This is a genomic window from Streptomyces sp. ISL-36, assembly GCF_018614205.1.
GTDB lineage: Bacteria > Actinomycetota > Actinomycetes > Streptomycetales > Streptomycetaceae > Streptomyces.
In genome coordinates this window covers 35,036-51,825 of sequence record NZ_JAGGOS010000035.1, presented here as the reverse complement: position 1 = coordinate 51,825, position 16,790 = coordinate 35,036, and the positions used below count along the sequence as shown (strand labels likewise).

Annotated in this window: 10 protein-coding genes and 3 pseudogenes; 3 read left to right on the top strand and 10 right to left on the bottom strand. The window is 70.3% G+C overall.

Annotated features, from left to right (window positions below):
• Positions 1-311: 311 nt before the first annotated feature.
• Both J7E93_RS08965 and J7E93_RS08960 read left to right on the top strand, forming a co-directional pair.
• Positions 312-3,285: pseudogene (locus J7E93_RS08965) on the top strand (Tn3 family transposase).
• Positions 3,286-3,523: 238 nt separating this feature from the next.
• Complete coding sequence (locus tag J7E93_RS08960) at positions 3,524-4,552, top strand: barstar family protein (protein WP_308368133.1); 1,029 nt, start codon at positions 3,524-3,526, stop codon at positions 4,550-4,552.
• A 47-nt stretch (positions 4,553-4,599) separates the two neighbouring features.
• On the opposite strand, the gene J7E93_RS08955 is transcribed toward J7E93_RS08960, so the two are convergent.
• From J7E93_RS08955 to J7E93_RS08930, 6 genes and pseudogenes are all read right to left on the bottom strand, one after another.
• On the bottom strand, positions 4,600-5,574 hold the full coding sequence (locus J7E93_RS08955) for a site-specific integrase (RefSeq protein ID WP_215067206.1): 975 nt from the start codon (positions 5,572-5,574) through the stop codon (positions 4,600-4,602).
• Positions 5,575-5,743: 169 nt separating this feature from the next.
• Positions 5,744-6,187: pseudogene (locus J7E93_RS08950) on the bottom strand (transposase family protein); the annotation flags it as partial.
• Positions 6,185-6,358: pseudogene (locus J7E93_RS08945) on the bottom strand (family 1 glycosylhydrolase); the annotation flags it as partial. The pseudogenes J7E93_RS08950 and J7E93_RS08945, both read right to left, overlap by 3 nt.
• 89 nt (positions 6,359-6,447) lie before the next feature.
• Complete coding sequence (locus tag J7E93_RS08940; protein ID WP_215067205.1) at positions 6,448-8,220, bottom strand: glycoside hydrolase family 3 N-terminal domain-containing protein; 1,773 nt, start codon at positions 8,218-8,220, stop codon at positions 6,448-6,450.
• Positions 8,217-10,520, bottom strand: coding sequence for a glycoside hydrolase family 78 protein (locus J7E93_RS08935; RefSeq protein WP_215067203.1), 2,304 nt, complete (start codon positions 10,518-10,520; stop codon positions 8,217-8,219). Before J7E93_RS08935 ends, J7E93_RS08940 begins: the two co-directional genes overlap by 4 nt.
• Positions 10,521-10,569: 49 nt before the next feature.
• A complete protein-coding gene (locus tag J7E93_RS08930; RefSeq protein WP_215067201.1) occupies positions 10,570-12,039 on the bottom strand; it encodes an MFS transporter in 1,470 nt (489 codons plus the stop codon).
• Positions 12,040-12,300: 261 nt separating this feature from the next.
• On the opposite strand from J7E93_RS08930, the gene J7E93_RS08925 reads away from it, so the two are divergent.
• The gene (locus tag J7E93_RS08925) at positions 12,301-12,924 is read left to right on the top strand and encodes a TetR/AcrR family transcriptional regulator (protein ID WP_215067199.1); all 624 of its coding nucleotides are present in this window, start codon (positions 12,301-12,303) and stop codon (positions 12,922-12,924) included.
• 53 nt (positions 12,925-12,977) lie between these two features.
• Here the strand turns inward: J7E93_RS08925 and J7E93_RS08920 are convergent, their stop codons facing one another.
• From J7E93_RS08920 to J7E93_RS08905, 4 genes are read right to left on the bottom strand one after another with little or no spacing between them, the layout of a single operon-like run.
• Positions 12,978-13,949 carry a PDR/VanB family oxidoreductase gene (locus J7E93_RS08920; protein WP_215067197.1) on the bottom strand — a complete coding sequence of 324 codons (972 nt, stop codon included), beginning with the start codon at positions 13,947-13,949 and terminating at the stop codon, positions 12,978-12,980.
• Between the two features lie 29 nt (positions 13,950-13,978).
• Positions 13,979-14,212 (bottom strand): hypothetical protein, encoded by a 234-nt coding sequence (locus tag J7E93_RS08915; RefSeq protein ID WP_215067195.1) that lies wholly within the window; start codon positions 14,210-14,212, stop codon positions 13,979-13,981.
• On the bottom strand, positions 14,209-15,273 hold the full coding sequence (locus J7E93_RS08910; protein WP_215067193.1) for an aromatic ring-hydroxylating dioxygenase subunit alpha: 1,065 nt from the start codon (positions 15,271-15,273) through the stop codon (positions 14,209-14,211). The genes J7E93_RS08915 and J7E93_RS08910 overlap by 4 nt, the downstream gene beginning before the upstream one ends.
• 25 nt (positions 15,274-15,298) lie before the next feature.
• A complete protein-coding gene (locus J7E93_RS08905) occupies positions 15,299-16,651 on the bottom strand; it encodes an MFS transporter (protein ID WP_215067191.1) in 1,353 nt (450 codons plus the stop codon).
• Positions 16,652-16,790: the final 139 nt, after the last annotated feature.

Below are 16,790 nucleotides of genomic sequence, written 5' to 3'. Positions count from 1 at the left end.
CAGCCACACTCAACCGCCCGGTAACCCCAACCGAAACGGCGAGGCTAGGGCGTGTCCTGCAAAAACGCCCGCGCCGTGCCCGGGCACTGGGAAGCATTGCGTGTCTGAGCCAGTGAGCCTTTTCAGCGTTGCCTCTCCAGGGTGAGGACGGCTGCGGCGATTGACGTCATGCGGTTGGGGCTGGGGGCTGAGGAACATCGGAACGAAAACCGGCGCTAAGCCCGTCCGACCTCTGCGAGGGCTTTGACCTGGGCTTCTGTGGTGGCTGAATCTTCGGCAGTCGTGTTGATCGACTGTTCTGGAGGTCCGGGGTGCCGGTCGAGTTTTTGACGGATGAGCAGGCTGCCGCGTACGCGGCGTATCGCGGGGCGCCGTCCCGTACGGAATTGGAGCGCTTCTTCTTCCTGGACGACGCGGACCGGGAGCTGATCGAGTCGAAGCGGCGGGCCCACAACCGCCTGGGGTACGCGGCCCAGCTCACGACCGTGCGCTATCTCGGAGTGTTCCTGGACGACCCGACGGGCGTGCCGGTAGAGGTCGTGGAGTACCTCGCCGAGCAGCTCGGCATCGGTGATCCGTCGGTGCTGAAGGTGTACGGCGAGCGGGAGAACACCCGGCTGGAGCACGTGCGCGAGCTGCGTCAGGTCCTGGAGTACCGGGAGTTCGCCGAGGCGGAGGCCGAGCTGCGGGCGTGGGTGGAGGCGCGGGCCTGGACGACGGGGGAAGGCCCGAAGGCGTTGTTCGACGCGGCGGCCAGTTGGCTACGTGAGCGGCGGGTACTGCTGCCCGGGGTGACGACGCTGACGAGGTTGGTGGCCTCGGTCCGCGAGATGGCGAACCAGCGGCTGTGGGACACGCTGTACGGGCTGCTGAACACCGGGCAGCGGGCGGTGCTGGACTCGCTGCTGACAGTCCCGGCCGGTGAGCGTGTCTCGGAGCTGGACCGGCTGCGTCGCGGCCCGGTACGGGTGTCCGGACCGCAGATGAAGGCGGCGCTGAAGCGCGCCGAGGAGATCGCCGGCCTCGGCATGGGGGACCTGGACACGTCGGCGATCCCGCCCCGGCGGCTGGCGGAGCTGTCCCGGTACGGCGTGGACGGCAAGGCATCGCTGCTGCGCCGCCACGGCGATTCCCGCCGGCTGGCGACGCTGCTGGCCACGACCGTCTACCTGACGACCCGGGCCGTCGACGACGCGCTCGACCTCCTGGAGGTGCTGATCGCGACGAAGCTGCTGGCCAAGGCCGAGCGCGAGACCGTCAAGGAGAAGATGAAGACGCTGCCGCGCGTGGAACGGGCCTCGGCGAAGCTGGCGACCGCGTTCCAGGTCGTGTTCGACACCACGAGCGAGCTGGTCGACACCGACACTGGGGAGGTCACCGGCCCGGCGGTGGAGTCGTTCGAGGCGATGTGGGAGCGGATCGAGGCGGTGGTGCCCCGGCACGAGCTTGCCGCCGCGATCGCCGCGCTGTTCGAGCTGACGCCGCCGCGCGGTCGTCGACTTCGGCGCCACCCCCGAGGGCGAGGCCGTGCTGGACGCGCTCAAGTCGCTGCCGGACCTGATGGGTCGCAAGAAGGTCGGCCCGGCCGAGATCGACACCGGCCTGCTGGTCGGCTCGTGGCGGCGCCTGGTGCTCTCGGCACCCCACCTGGAGCCGGGCACGGTGGACTGGAAGGCGTACACCTTCTGCGTCCTGGAGCAGCTGCACCGGATGCTGCGAAGCAAGCAGGTGTTCGCGAAGAACTCCTCCAAGTGGGGCGACCCGCGAGCGAAGCTGCTGGACGGCGAGGCGTGGGAGCAGGCCCGGCCGACCGTGCTGGCCTCGCTCGGACTGCCCGGGGAGGCTGGTGAGCACCTGGCCGCGCGGGCGGCGCTGCTGGACGGCACGTACCGGGAGGTCGCCGGGCGGCTGCCGGACAACGCGCAGATCGTCTTCGACGACGACGGCAGGTTGCACTTCGCCGCGCTGGAGCCGGAGCCCGAACCGGCCTCCCTGCTCGATCTGCGGGCAGCGGTGAACGCGATGCTGCCCCGGGTGGGGCTGCCCGAGGTGCTGTTGGAGGTGTTCTCCTGGACCGGCGCCGACCAGGCGTTCACCTCGGTCACCGGCGGCGAGGCCCGCCTGAAGGACCTGCACGTCACGATCGCCGCGCTCCTGGTCGCCCACGGCTGCAACGTCGGCTACACCCCGGTCATCGGTGGGGCCGACGCGCTGAAGTACGGGCGGCTGTCCCACGTCGACCAGACCTACCTGCGCCTCGCGACCTACCGGGCCGCGAACGCCACCTTGATCGAGCACCAGGCGTCTATCGCCCTCGCGCAGGCGTGGGGCGGCGGGCTCGTGGCCTCGGTCGACGGGATGCGGTTCGTCGTCCCGGTCCCCTCGGTGTACGCGCGGCCGAACCCGAAGTACTTCGGCAGCCGGGGCGGCGCCACCTGGCTCAACATGATCAACGACCAGGCCGCCGGTCTGGGCGGGAAGGTCGTGGCCGGCACCCCGCGCGACTCCCTGTACGTGCTGGACGTCCTCTATGACCGCGATGGCGGCCGTCGCCCGGAGATGATCGTCACCGATACCGCCTCGTACAGCGACATCGTCTTCGGCCTGTTGACGCTCGCCGGGTTCGCGTACGCGCCCCAGCTCGCCGACCTGCCCGATCAGAAGATGTGGCGCATCGACCTCACGGCCGACTACGGAGCCTTCCAGGAAGCGGCCCGCGGCCGGGTCGACCTCGCGCGGATCGAGCGGCACTGGGAGGACATCCTTCGGATCATCGGCTCCATCCACACCGGCGCCGTCCGCGCCTACGACGTGATCCGGATGCTCTCCCGGGACGGGCGCCCGACCCCGCTCGGGGACGCGATCGCGCACTACGGGCGGATCTCGAAGTCGTTGCACATCCTGCGCCTGGCCGACGAGCCTGGCTACCGTCGCCAGATCAAGGTGCAGGCCAATCTCCAGGAAGGCCGGCACGCGCTCGCCCGGAAGATCTTCCACGGCCGGGCCGGGCAGCTCTACCAGCGCTACCAGGACGGCATGGAGGACCAGATCGGCGCCCTCGGCCTGGTCCTCAACGCCCTGGTCCTCTTCAACACCCGGTACATGGACGCCGCTATCGCCCAGCTCCGCGCCGACGGCTTCGAGGTCCGCGAGGAGGACGTCGCCCGGCTCTCCCCGTTCGTGCGGCACCACGTCAACATGCTCGGCCGGTACTCGTTCCAGCTGCCGGACCTGCCTGGCGGCTTGCGCCCCCTACGCGATCTGAGCGCCGCCGACGAGACGTGATCGAGGGCGAGCAACCATCCTCTGCCCTCTCCGGGCCAGGCGGGTCCGTATCGTAGGCGCGAAGGTTGCTCACATGTTCGGGGGTTGGGTGCGCATCGCAGATCACGCCACGTGGGACCGGGGTTTTCCGGTGAAGTACCTCCTGGTTCAGGAAGACGAAGACGGTGTGGAACAGCTCTGGGGGAGGTGCGCGGGTGTCGAAGGATTTTTCGTCGACCCGGTCCCGCCGCCACGGGAGGTGCTCACTCTCCGCGGATGCCGCCCCGACGGTCTCCTGAGCGAGGTACTTGCTGAGCCCGAGGTCTCGCTACGGGGTCTGGGCGACGTGTGCGTCGAGGTCTGGGACGACGAGGAGCCCGTGCAGTGGTGGACTCTCGTCGATGCGGTCGTGCTGGCCCACCAGCCCCACTCGGCCGATCTGGAACGGTACGACATCGTGCTCGGCGCCGGCGTCAGGAACGAGGAGAGCTTCTTCGAACTACCTGCGACGCCGCGCTTCGAGCTCTTCGCGGGAACGACGGCTGCTGCGGCAAGTGCAGGCCGGTGCTCCGGCGTGGACGGCCTGTTCAAGGCGCGAGTGGGCCCGGCCCCCGCTCCGATGGAGCTGATCGGCTGCGAGCCTGCGGAGCCCCTGCTCGCGGCGCTGCGGCGACCCCGTCGGTCGGAGCGGGACTGGGCATACCTCCTGGTTCTGGATCGTCATGGTGCCGTGATGGCCTCCCGCTCCGTGGGCCTGGCCATCACCGGAGCGCGACCGTCCGTGCTCGGCGGCACTCTCGTCGACATCACCCTTACCGATGGTGGTGACGATCGGCCATCGCCGGCAGCCCGCCCGATCTGGGCGGAGTGGTATCAGGGCCCGCCTACCGAACCCAACCTGTGGGCGCCGTACGACTCGCAGGGCAGGGCCGCGTGGCTGGACCTCACCACTCGTGCCTGGCGGGGGCCCGTGCCCCGGCCGGATCGGTCCGGCGGTGAGCACCATCTCGACGGCCGATTCGTCACTGACGCTGCCGGACTGCACTGCGCGATCGCCGAGGCCCTGCTCGGGCCCGGCCGCTACTTCGGCCGGGAGTGGAACGCGTTCAAGGACTGCCTGGGCGGTGGATTCGGAGTGGCCCCTCCCTTTACCTTGACCTGGCACGACTCCGAGATCGCGCGCCGCGCGCTGGCGGACGTTGTGGAGGATCTGGAGGACGGGCTCTCCTACTTCGAGGACATCGTGCGGCTCCTCGAACGGTGCGGTGTCACGGTCGTGCTCCGGTGAGCCGCAGGCGCCCGAGCGAATACGACTCCTGGACAGGCTGAGCGGCTTCAGCGCCTGCTGTTGCCGGGCGCGAGCAGGCTGGTCACCTCGGCGATCGCCTCCGGAGACGGCTTGAAGTAGCGACGGACGTTCTCCGTCTTCTTGTGCCGCGACTTCGCCATCAGCATCAGCAGACTAGCCCCGGCCTCACCAAGATGGGTCAGACCGGAATGGCGGTACTCGTGCAGGTCCCAGCCCGTGCCCTGCCCTCGCACCGCAGTGTGCTCGTCCAGCAGTGCGCGGGCCTGCCCGTAGGAAAGGCGGGCAAGCCCGGTGTCCGGGCAGACGTCGCGCGAGCTGACCACCTTGCCGGGGCCGGGACGGCGGTGGGTCACGAACACGGGCCCGCGAGTGCGGCCCCTGAGCAGCCGGGGCAGCAGTCGGGCGGTACCGGCGTCCCAGTACACCGCCTCCAACACGTAGTCCTCGCGGGCGCCGCCGCGGCGGCGGGCCTTAGGCTGGGCACCCTTCGCCTTCACCGGGCAGCGGCGGCCAGCCAAGTCCAGGTCCTCGATGTTGACGTCCAAGACCTCCTCCGAGCGTGCGCACGTCTCGTAGAGCATTCGCCACAGCGTCTTCTCCCGCAGGTGGACGTCCCGGCGGGCGATCAGCCGGTCGATCGCCAACTTCGAGCGCACTGGGGTGTCCGAGTCCGGCGGCGGCAGCCGCTTCGCCCAGGCCGGAACCCTTGGCCCGTCGTACCCGCGCTCCGCGCACCAGCCGGTCCAGGACAGCACCGCGCCGCGGCGGGCATTCCAGGTGTTTACCGCCGAGCCGCCCCACAACAGCTCCAGCACCTCGCCCACCTCGTCGTCCTCCACCGAGGCGAACGGCCGGCCCTCGCCCAGGCGCTCGGCGGTCTTCGAGACGGCGATGCCGTAGTTCCGGACGGTGTTCGGGTTGCCGAGCGAGTCGAGGAACAGGTCGGCCGCCGTACTGACGGTCACCGCCTTCCCGGCCAGCAGCTGGACGACGGTCGACACCGCTTCCCCCTTGCCGCAGATAACAGGGCCGCTTCACGTAGTGCGCGGAGAACGTCCCCGCAGGTCGCGTTCAGTGATACCGCAGATAATAGGGCGTTATCTGGGGGAAGACTTCAGATCAGCCCCGCCACCGACGGCCCACCGGTCTCCCACCAGGGCCGACGAGGGCTTAGCGCCGGTTTTCGTTCCGATGTTCCTCGACCCCCGGGCTTACGCGGGACCGGCGGAAGATGCGCCAGGACTTCAGTCGTGCCATTCCGCGTTCGACGGGTGCTCGGGCCTGGGCCAGTGCCCGATTGACCGTGCGCTGGGTCAAGGACAGTTCACCTTCTGGAGGCCGTTTGCGTCCGGTGGTCACCCACGGTCCGGCTCCCTGGTAGGCGCGGTCGGCAAGGACGGGGACGCCCTGGCGTTCGCAGATCCGGATGATCCGGTGCGCGCGGGCCGCTGTGAGGTCGTGGGTACGGCCGGGCAGCGCGGGCGAGATCCACAGCATGTGGCCCGTCGGGTCGGTCACGACCTGCACGTTCACGCCGTGCCGGCGGTGCTTGTGGGAGTAGTGGGCCCGTCCGTCGCCGGTCCGGTCGCACTCCGCGAGGGTGCCGTCGAGCAGGTCCTCCGCCCAACGATGCCAGCTGTCGCAGGCGTCCCCGCTGGGCTCGGCGAAGAAGGTGTCGGGGCGGTGCTCCATCTCCCAGAAGTCGTTGTTGACGTTGCCGCCCTCGACCTGGTGGGCAGCGGTCGCGGCGCCCCACAGGAAGCCGTTGGGGAAGGTGCTGCTCATGGGTACTCCTCGTTTTCACGCGTGGTTTGAATGGGGTGAGGCCGGTCGCTTGGGGGGAAGCCGCGAAGGAGGTGCGACGGACGTGGGGCTCAGTGTGCGCGGTTCGGCTGCGTCGCCTGTGGTGCGGCGTATCGAAGCCCGTGGCCGAAGGGGTAGAGCGGATTGGGGCTCTCCTGCGGGACGTCGGGGCGGCCGGCCCCGACCTCGGCCATGGACCGGGGAAGCTGGAAGGGCAGCGCGCCCTCGGGGGCGGCCCGGCCGAACAGGACGTCGAGCAGCGCCCGGTCTCCGGCGCCGTACGCGGCGAGGAGGGCGGCGCAGCGGTCGGCGATCTCGGGGATGACGGCGGGCCGTTCGAGGTGGATGGTGACGACGGTGGGCACCGTGTCGAGCAGGGCGAGAATCTGCTTGAGGCGGTCCCGGTCGAAGTCGAGCCTGCCTGCGTGGAAGAAGGACTCGAACAGGCCCTGGCGAGGCTCGTAGGGTGTGTTCAGGCGCAGCACCGCGAGATCGCCATGGGCCGGGTCGGCGACGATGTCCGTGTACTCGGCGGCCACGGCCGGGTCGACGCCCTCCACGTACAGCCGGGGGCGGCCGGTCAGCGGCAGTACGCCGACGCGGTTCTCCAGCAGGGTCAGCGAGCGGCGCTGGGCGGCCTCGCCGGCGGTACGGAAGTCGGCGCGGCCGACGATCTCTTCGGCGGCGTCCGGGTCGACGTAGCGGCGGTCGTCGAACAGGCCGAGGCGGAATTTCTCGGCCAGCAGGCGAGTGACGGAGGCGTCGAGCCTGGATTCCGCCAGCCGTCCGTCGCGGATCAGGCCGGTGATCAGCTCGGGGCAGGCTTCGCCGCCGATCTGGTCGGCGCCGGCGTGCAGCACCTTCAGCGCCCGCTCCTCGGGCGTGAGGTGTTCCACGCCCCAGGCGCGGGCGGTGTGCATCTCGCCCATGATCGGGCCGTCGGTGAGCAGTCCCCAGTCGGTGCAGACGATGCCGTCAAAGTCCAGCTCCTCGCGCAACAGCCCCGTGATGATGCCGTGGTTGAAGCCGAATCCGACCTCTTCGTACGTCGTGCCGACCGGCATGCCGTAGTACGGCATCACCTGCGTGGCGCCGGCGGCGATGGCCGCCCTGAACGGCTTGAGGTGGTAGTCGAAGAAGCCGCCCGGGTAGACCTGTTCCCTGCCGTAGGGGAAGTGCGGGTCCTCACCGTCCTTCTGCGGGCCGCCGCCGGGGAAGTGCTTGACCATCGCGGCCACGCTGTCCTGGCCGAGCTGCCCGCCCGGGCCCCGTAGGCCCTCGATGTACGCGGCGGCCATGCGGGAGGTCAGGTCGGCGTCCTCGCCGAAAGTGCCCGAGATGCGGGCCCAGCGCGGCTCGGTCGCCAGGTCGATCTGCGGGTGCAGGGCGACGCGCAGCCCGACGGCCAGGTACTCACGGCGCACGGTGTCGCCGTACTGGCGTACCAGGTCGATGTCATCGATGGCGGCCAGGCCCAGGGCCTCGGGCCACTGGGAGAACGGGCCGGCCATCATCGCGGTACCCGGGTTGTCGGTGAACGCGTGGCGCGGGTCCGTGGACAGCGTCACCGGGATGCCCAGCCTGGTGGCGGCGGCCTGCTCCTGCAGCCGGTTGTGGAGCTCCGCCATTTCGCGGGGGGTGCCCGCGCCCAGCAGGTTGAAGTGCGACATCAGCTTGTCGGACATCATCTGCTCGGCGGTGAGGCCGATGGGTGCGGGGTTCGCTCCGATGCCTATCGCGTGGTGGAACAGCAGCCCGGCCTTCTCTTCCAGCGCCATCCGGGGCAGCAGGTCCGCCACCCGCTCCTCGAGGCTGCGGCTGGGGTCCTGGTACGGGTGGGTCACTGCTGCTCCTCGGTGGTGCGGTGGGGGGCGTGGAAGGTGTGGGTGCCCGGCCCGGCCCGGGTGGGCTCGGCGCCTGGCAGATCGATGGTGGCCTCGGTGCCCTGGGGGACGGTGACGTCGACGGTCAGCTCCCCTTCGTGCAGGCGCCACGCCACCTCGGCCCGTCCGTACGGTGTCTCGTGCGCGGCCTTCACCCAGGTGAGACCGCCGCCCGGCCGGGGCCGGACGAGCAGGCGGCGGTATCCGGGGGCGGCTGGCGCGAGACCCGCGACGGTGCGGTGCAGCCAGTCGGCGATCGCGCCGAGCGCGTAGTGGTTGAAGGAGGTCATCTCTCCGGGGTTGACGCTGCCGTCCGGGAGCAGGCTGTCCCAGCGCTCCCAGATTGTGGTGGCGCCCATGTCCACCTGGTAGAGCCACGATGGGCAGGAGCGCTCCAGCAGCAACCTGTACGCGGTGTCGGTGTGGCCGGTCGCGGTGAGCGCGTCGCACACGAGAGGCGTGCCGAGGAAGCCGGTCCCGATGCGGTGGCCGCGCTCGGTCACCAGGGCGGCCAGCCGGTTCCCGGCCTCGGCTCGTTCGGCGTCGTCGTGGAGCAGGTCGAAGCCGAGGGCGAGGGCGTAGGCGGTCTGGGTCTCTTCCACCAGGCGGCCGCCGCCGGTGTGGAATCGGGCGCGGAAAGCGTGCCGCACGGCACCGGCGAGAGCGTGGTAGCGCTCGGCGTCGTCCTTCTCGCCAAGCACCTCGGCGGTGCGGGAGAGCAGTCGCGCCGAATGCGCGAAGAACGCGGTCGCGACGAGCTGAGAGGAGGTCATCGACTGGCCGGGGTCGTCTGGGGACGCGGTGGGGTCGAGCCAGTCGCCGAACTGGAAGCCCTCGCCCCACACATGTCCTGGGCCGGCGATCCGGTCGACGGCGTCCACCCAGCTACGCATGGACGGGTATTGGGTGCGCAGTACCTCGGTGTCGCCGTATCGCTCGTACAGGACCCACGGGACGATGACGGCGGCGTCGCACCAGCCGGCCATCGGAGGGTTGCCGGGAGGCATGGGGACGGGGATGTTCAACGGGATGGTGGGGCTGATCACCGGGGGGATGCCGTCGGGGTCCTCGCTCTGGTCGGCGGCAAAGTCGCGCAGCCAGGAGCGCAGGAAGTCCTTGGTGTCGTAGAGGAATGTGGCGGTGGGGGCGAAGACCTGGATGTCGCCGCTCCAGCCGAGGCGTTCGTCGCGCTGGGGGCAGTCTGTGGGAACGTCCAGGAAGTTGCCCCGCATCCCCCACACCACGTTCTCGTGCAGCCGGTTCAGTGATGGGTCGGAGGTCTCGAACCAGCCGGTCCGGTGCAGGTCGCTGTGCAGGACCACAGCGGTGACGTCACCGGGGGCGAGTTCGCCGGGCCAGTTGTCGATTTCGGCGTAGCGGAAGCCGTGGAAGGTGAAGCGGGGCTCCCACTGCTCGCCGTCGGTGTCGCCACGCAGGGTGTAGCGGTCGGTGGCCGTGGCGCCACGCAGCGGGCGCACGCACAACTCGCCGATCTCCAGCACTTCCGCGTGCCGCAGTGTGACTGTGCGACCCGCCTCTCCGCGGACGCGGATGCGGAGTCTGCCGACCAGGTTCTGACCGAAGTCCAGGAGGGTGCGCCCGGCGGGCGAGGTGGTGACGGCCACCGGGGGCAGGCACTCGATGCGCCGTACCGGGGGGCTGTCGGCCGGGAAGAGTACCGAGGTGTCGAAGTCCACCACGCGCACCGGCTGCCAGTGCGTGTCGTCGAAGTCCGGTTCGCTCCAGCCGGGCGGCTCCCGGCGGGCGTCGAAGTCCTCCCCCTCGTACAGGCCGGCGGCGATGACCGGCCCGGCCGACGCTCGCCAGCCGGGACCGGTCGTCACCGTCTGGAGGCTGCCGTCGGCGTACTCGATCCTCAGCTCGGCGAGCAGTCCGGTGTCCGGTCCGTAGATGTCGCGGTTGCCGCCGTTGAATCCGAGCAGGCCCCGGTACCAGCCGTCCGCGAGGTACGCGCCCCAGGCGTTGGTGCCGGGCCGCAACAACGTGGTCACGTCGAAGGACTGGTAGCGGTGGCGGTGATGGTAACTGGTCCAGCCCGGGGCCAGGACGTGGTCACCGACCACGCCGCCGTTGAGATGCATCTCGTACACCCCCAGGGCGGTGACCCTCAGCTCCGCCCGTCTCACCTGGCTGCTCACGGTGAACACAGCGCGCAGCAGCGGGGCGGGCCGGCCCGCCGTGGCCGGCGGCTCTTGCGGCCGGGCGGGGGTGATGACCTGAGCGGTCCAGGGGTGTGACATGTCTGCCTTTCTCGGTGCCCGCGGGACATGGCCGTCCGGGGCGGGGCGTTCAGACGACGGGGGCGGCGTCGGTTTCCGCCGGATCCCGCAGTGCGGGGATGAGCAGCGAGATCGCCAGGGTCAGCACCGTGATCAGTGCTCCGGTCCAGAAGAGCCAGGCGTAGCCGCCGTCCTGGTAGAAGGCGGTGCCGTCCACGACGGTGCTGTGTGTCGCGAGGGCGGCGAACGAGAGGGCGGTGACGATGGCGCCGAAGAAGTTGATGAGCATGTTGAGCATGCCGCTGCCCAGCCCTTGCTCGTCCTTGGACACGACGCCGACGACCAGCGCCGGAGCTCCTGCGACGACGAGACCGGAGCCGAGGTTGGCCAGGCACGAGGTGAGGATGAGTTCGGTCTCGTTCGCGTGGAAGAAGCCCACCAGGCCGTAGCCAACTGCCATCAGGGCCAGCCCCGTCCACCAGAGCAGGCGGGCGTCGGTGGTGCGCAGGAGGCGGCTGGCGACGAGTCCGGTACCGAACATCACCACGTTCCAGGTCACGCTGACGGCGGCATTGTGCTGTGCGGTCCATCCGAGACCGGCGGAGACCCCGGGGATGTGCGGGTAGAGGGCGAGCAGGATCGCCATGGCGGGCATGGTGAAGGCGACGGCCTGGGCGAGCCCTCCGGTGACGAGAACCAGGGCGACCGGGCGGCGGCTGAGCACCTTCAGGTCCAGGATGGGGTGGGCGCTGGAGCGCTCCACGAAGAAGAAGACGACCAGTGCGACCAGGCCGACGGCGAGCCAGCTGAAGGTTTTGGCGTCGGCCCACCCCCAGCTCTGTCCCTGCCCGACCGCGTAGACGACCGCGGTCAGGCCCGCGCCGAGGGCCAGACCGCCGAGCCAGTCGAAGCCGGGCCGGAAGTCGTGCCGTGGGGTCTGCGGCACCAGAAGGGCGATCAGCGCGAAGCCGACGACGGAGGCCGCGGCGAGGAACCACATCACGCCCTTGTAGCCCCAGCCGTCGACCAGCCGGCCGGCCAGGAACGGCGCGGCCAGGGCCACCAGGCCGACGCTGCTGCCCAGGACGGCGCTGGCGGGCTTCACCAGCCGGGCAGGGAAAATGTCCCGCACGGCGGGGAAGGACAAGGCGGCGAACGGGCCGTAACAGCCGGCGATCGCCCGCCCGACAAGCAGCAGCCAGAAACTGCCCGCAAGCGCGGCGATGATGTCTCCGCTGACCCCCAAGCCGGTCATCACGAGCATGAGCCGCTTCTTGCCGTACCGGTCACCCATTTTCATGACGAACGGCGTCAGCAACGTCGAGACGAGGACGACGGTCAGACCGAACCAGGCCACCTGGGTGGTGTGGAAGCTCTGCGCCACGCTGGCGGTGGCATTGGCCCCCAGAATGCCGGCGGCGGCCAGGAGCTGGGTCGGCCAGATGAGCGCGATGAGTATGGCGACCAGACGCGGGGTCCATCTCGCGGTGTCGTCGGAGGATGCTGCGTCGAGCGGGGGGCTCGCAGACGTCGGTGTCATGAAGCCGCTCCTTTCGCGAACAGGGAAGGTCGGGGTCGTGCGCGGAACGGCATGCCGTCACCCAGGGCTCACATCCGGCCACAGGCTCGAATCAGTCCCTCGCTTTCGGACGATGATGAAGCCAATGCCTAGCCAGCACTAGGTATTCAAAGTGTGACCTGAGTCACACTGATCCCTGTGGTCCGCACGCCGGTGCGTCCGCAGGGCCGCAGCACACTTCCGGCGACGATCGGCGCGCGGGCACCTAGTACGGTTGTCCGCATGGCGACACCACGGGGGCCGCGCGGCGGCTACGCAACAGGGCTGGCCAGGCGCAACCAGATCCTCGAGGCCGCGCTGCTGCGCTTCGGCCAGGACGGTTACCGCAAGACCTCACTGGCCCGCGTTGCCCGCGATGCAGGGATCACCGACGCCGGGCTGCTCCATCACTTTGGCGACAAACAGCAACTACTGCTGGCCGTGGTGCAGTACTGGCACGAGCAGCTCGACGAGCGGTGGGTACGCGTGTCCGACTCCGTGCGGGACGCCTTCCGCTGCCACCTTGAAGACACCGCCGAATCGCTGAACATGCCGGGGATCCTCGAACTCGCCGTCGTGGTGGGCGCTGAGGCCACCGCTCCCGACCACCCAGCACATGACTTCTTCTCCCACTGGCAGGAAAAGGGCGTACGGGAACTCGCGGACCGCCTGCGCGCCGGCGCCGAGTCGGGTGAACTCAAGGCGGGCCTGAACCATGAGAGCATCGCCCGGGAGTGCGCGGCACTCGACGCCGGACTACGGCTCCAGTGGCTGGCCAGCGGGCGTTCCTTCGACTTGATCTCCGTGATGCGCTCACACCTGGACAGCCTGATGAGCAGGATCGCGGCCGACGGCAAGGGGCTGTAGCGCTCGGAGGAGGCTGAGCCTGTCGTAAAGCGCACCCGTGAGGTGCCGGCGGGTCACAGATCCAGGACGAGGCGCGGGCAGGCGGCGCGCGAGACGCAGACGAACATCGTGTCGTTGCGGGCCTGTTCGGCGGGGGTGAGCAGGGAGTCGCGGTGGTCCACCACGCCGTCGAGGACCGCGGTCTCGCAGGTGCCACAGGTCCCCTCCTGGCACGAGGACAGGACCTGCACGCCGGCTTCCTCGACCGCCTGGAGGACGGTCTTGTCCGGTGGGACGGTCACCGTGATACCGCTCCGCGAGAGTTCCACCTTGAAGGGGGTCGAAGAGGCGTCTTCCTCCCGCCCCTTCGGCGTGAACCGCTCAATGTGGAGGGTGCCTTCCGGCCAGGAGGCACACCGCCGTTCCACCGCGCTGAGCAGGGGCTCGGGACCGCAGCAGTAGATGACGGTGCCGGGCGCGGGGCTGCCGAGCAGCCCGTCCAGATCGAGGAGGCCGGTCTCGTCCTGCGGGCACAGTGCCACCCGGTCGGGGTGGTCCTTGGTGAGGTGCCCGGCGAAGGCCATCGTGGCGCGGCTGCGTCCGCCGTATACCAGTCGCCAGTCGGCGCCCCACTGCTCGGCGGTGGCGATCATCGGCAGGACCGGGGTGATGCCGATGCCGCCGGCGATGAACAGGTAGCGGGGGGAGTCGACCAGCTGGAAGTGGTTGCGGGGGCCGCTCACCCGGACCGTGTCACCCTCGGCCAGCGTGTCGTGCACGTAGCGGGAGCCGCCCCGGCTCTCCGGCTCGCGCAGCACGGCCACCTGGAGCAGGGAGGAGTCCCCAGGGTCGCCGCACAGCGAGTACTGCCGTACCAGGTCGGGGCCCAGCACCAGGTCGATGTGGGCGCCAGGGGTCCATGCGGGCAGCCGCTCGCCGCGGGGGTGGGCCAGGCTGAGCCGGACGACGCCCTCGGCGAGGGGCTCCTTGCGCGCCAGGGTCAGGTCGAGTTCGACCCCGGTGCGTTGTGGGCTCGTGATGGTCATGGTGATTCTCTTTCCGGACCGGGGGCAGCTCAGGCGAAGGCCGCGTGCCGAGGCTGGGGGGCGGACGCGGGAGCGGACTCCGGGACCGGGCCGGGGTGGTGGTCCTCGGGGTGCCCCAGCAACCAGTCCCACAGACCCACCGGGTCCTCGAACTCCCGCCGCGCACCGCAGTGACAGACGGCCAGCAGCCGGTCGGTACCGAGCACCCAGTGGATGCGGTAGACGTCCTCGCCGGAGAGGACGGGTGGGTGGAGCGGGGTCATCGGGCCGCCGCCCGGGCCTGCGTCCCGGTCCCCTCCTGGGCCAGGCGGGCGAGGATACGGCGGGCGGCGAGTCCCCCGGTGTCGATGTTGATGCTCAGCTCCTGATAGCCGGCCGCCTCGGTGTCCAGGGACTTCTGCAGCACGTTGAGGGCCACGACGTCCTGCATGACCACCGTGTGGTTGTTGCCGCGCAAAAAGTCGGTGACGCCCTGGTCGTCGAGGGCGAAGTCGCGGGCCACGGCCCAGAAGTCGTACGTCGTCTTCTCCGTCGAAGGGGTGATGCCGTAGACGACCTCCACGTGGAAGGCGTGCGGGTCGCTGCCGTCCGGATTCGGACCGGGCGCTCCGACAGGCGCGATGCGCGAGTGGAGCGAGTAGAGACAGGGCGCGTGGTACTCGATGTCCTGCCAGCGGCTGATCCGGCCCTCGATACCCGTGGACCTGGCGTAGAACGGAGGGCACTCGGCGTCGTCCATGTGGCGGCTCACGTAGACGATGCCGGCCGCGTCGTCGACCTCGGTGGTGATGGGCGTCTCGGCCACCTCGGGCGTGCCGATGTAACCGCCGTGCAGGTACGTCTCGTGGGAGAGGTCCATGAGGTTGTCGACCAGCAGACCGTAGTCACCATCGATTGGCTCCATGCCCGACACCACGGTGTAGTCGGTCGAGTCCATCCACGGAGCGCGGGGCGGCAGGGCGTCCGCGGGCTCGCGGTCGCCGATCCACACCCACACGAAGGAGTCCTGCTCGACCACCGGGTACGTCTTCAGGCGCGCCGTACGCGGGATGCGCTGCTGGCCGGGCACGAAGACGCAGCCACCGTCGGTGCCGTAGGTGAACCCGTGGTAGCCGCACACCACCCGGTCGCCGTCCAGCCGGCTCGGCGCCTGCGAGAGCGGGAAGCGGCGGTGCACGCACCGGTCGGACATGGCCACCGCCCGGGCGCCCTCCGTGCGGTACAGCAGGATCGGCTCACCCAGCACTGTGCGTCCGAGCAGCTCGCGCCCGACCTCGCGGCCATAGGCGGCGACGTACCACTGATTGCGTACGAAAGCAGTCATGATCGTTCCCTTCGGAGTGGGGCGTTCAGTGCGCGGTGCCGACGGCCGGGGCCGCGGCGGGCTCCGTGCACCCTGCCGTGGCGGGACGCAGCAGCAGGAGGAGGGCCGTGGTGGCGATGAAGATCAGGCTGACGGCCAGGTAGAGGTTCTGCGGGGTCCAGCCGGCGTCGAGCATGCCGCCCGCGACGGTCGGGGCGAGGATCGCGCCGATGCGGCCGACCGCGAGGGCGCTGCCGAGTCCGGTGGCCCGGATTCCTGTGCCGTACGTGGCCGGGGTGAGGGCGTACAGGCCGGCCACACAGCCGTTGGCGAACAGGCCGATCACCGCGCCGAGGGCGAAGGCCGCCCCCAGCGAGGACGTCGAGGCGATGAAGGCCGACAGCATCACGGCCGTGGTGATCAGGTAGGCGATGAGCACGGAGCGCAGCGCGAAGCGGGCGGCGAGGACCCCGAGCGCCGCCGCACCGAAGATGCCGCCGAGGTTGAGCAGTGTCCCGCCGGTGAGGCCCTGGGTGCCGGACAAACCGGCCTCGACCAGCAAAGTCGGCGTCCAGCTCGTCACGAAGTAGAAGCCGGCCATGACCAGGAAGAACGCCGACCACAGCAGCAGCGTCGAGCGGCGCAGCGCGGGTGAGAGCAGCTCGCGGAATCCGGCCCCGACTCCGGACGGTCCGGCGGTGGGCTCGGGCAGGCTCGCCAGCGGCGGCTGCCTCATGCGCCGGGCCAGAACGTTGATCCTCTCCAGGGCGCGCTTCGGCCTGCGGGAGGCCAGGAAGTCCACGGATTCGGGCAGGCAGAAGTAGGCCAGCGGGACGGCGACAGCGGTGGCCAGGCCGCCGGTCAGGAAGACCGAGCGCCAGCCCAACTGCCCGGTCATGCCGACCGCGAGCAGTCCGCCGACAGTGGCGCCGACCGCGTAGCCGGTGGAGTTGAGGCTGACGGCGAGCCCGCGCCAGCGGCGGGAGGCGTACTCGCCGGCGATGACGTTGCTGCCGGCCAGGACGCCTCCGATGCCGACTCCAGTGAGCACACGCAGCGCTCCGAGCTGGCCGGGTGACTGGCTGACCGAGGAGAGCAGCATCCCGATGGCGGCCACGGTCAGGCAGCCGAGGATGACCGGCCGGCGGCCGATCCGGTCGGCCCACGGGGCGACGCACAGGGCGCCCAGAGCCATGCCGACGAGGCCCGCGCTGAGGAGCAGCCCGAGCTCGGAAGAGCTGAGTTCCCACTCCGCCGACACGGCTTTGCCGGTGAAGGCCATGACGAGTACGTCGAAGCCGTCGAGCATGTTGAGCAGTACGCACACCGCGATCGCACCCCACTGGAAGCGACTCATCGGCCCTTCGCCGAGGGCGGTGCGCAGGGAGGGGCCGGTCACCGGAGAGTTCCGGGAGGTGGGGAAGAGGGTGGCAGAACCATGGCAGCACTCCGTTGTCGACTGCGTGGTGGTCGGCGACACCCTCCGCCCGTCAGGCGGGTGCGGCCCCGGCGGACCGGGCCCCGGGCGTCGACCGGTG

What these genes read in the sequence shown, in the direction of transcription:
- J7E93_RS08915 (WP_215067195.1), bottom strand. Translation starts at nt 14,212, where the DNA reads ATGACCCCGCTCCACCCACCCGTCCTCTCCGGCGAGGACGTCTACCGC.
- J7E93_RS08935 (WP_215067203.1), bottom strand. Translation starts at nt 10,520, where the DNA reads ATGTCACACCCCTGGACCGCTCAGGTCATCACCCCCGCCCGGCCGCAA.
- J7E93_RS08920 (WP_215067197.1), bottom strand. Translation starts at nt 13,949, where the DNA reads ATGACCATCACGAGCCCACAACGCACCGGGGTCGAACTCGACCTGACC.
- J7E93_RS08910 (WP_215067193.1), bottom strand. Translation starts at nt 15,273, where the DNA reads ATGACTGCTTTCGTACGCAATCAGTGGTACGTCGCCGCCTATGGCCGC.
- J7E93_RS08930 (WP_215067201.1), bottom strand. Translation starts at nt 12,039, where the DNA reads ATGACACCGACGTCTGCGAGCCCCCCGCTCGACGCAGCATCCTCCGAC.
- J7E93_RS08925 (WP_215067199.1), top strand. Translation starts at nt 12,301, where the DNA reads ATGGCGACACCACGGGGGCCGCGCGGCGGCTACGCAACAGGGCTGGCC.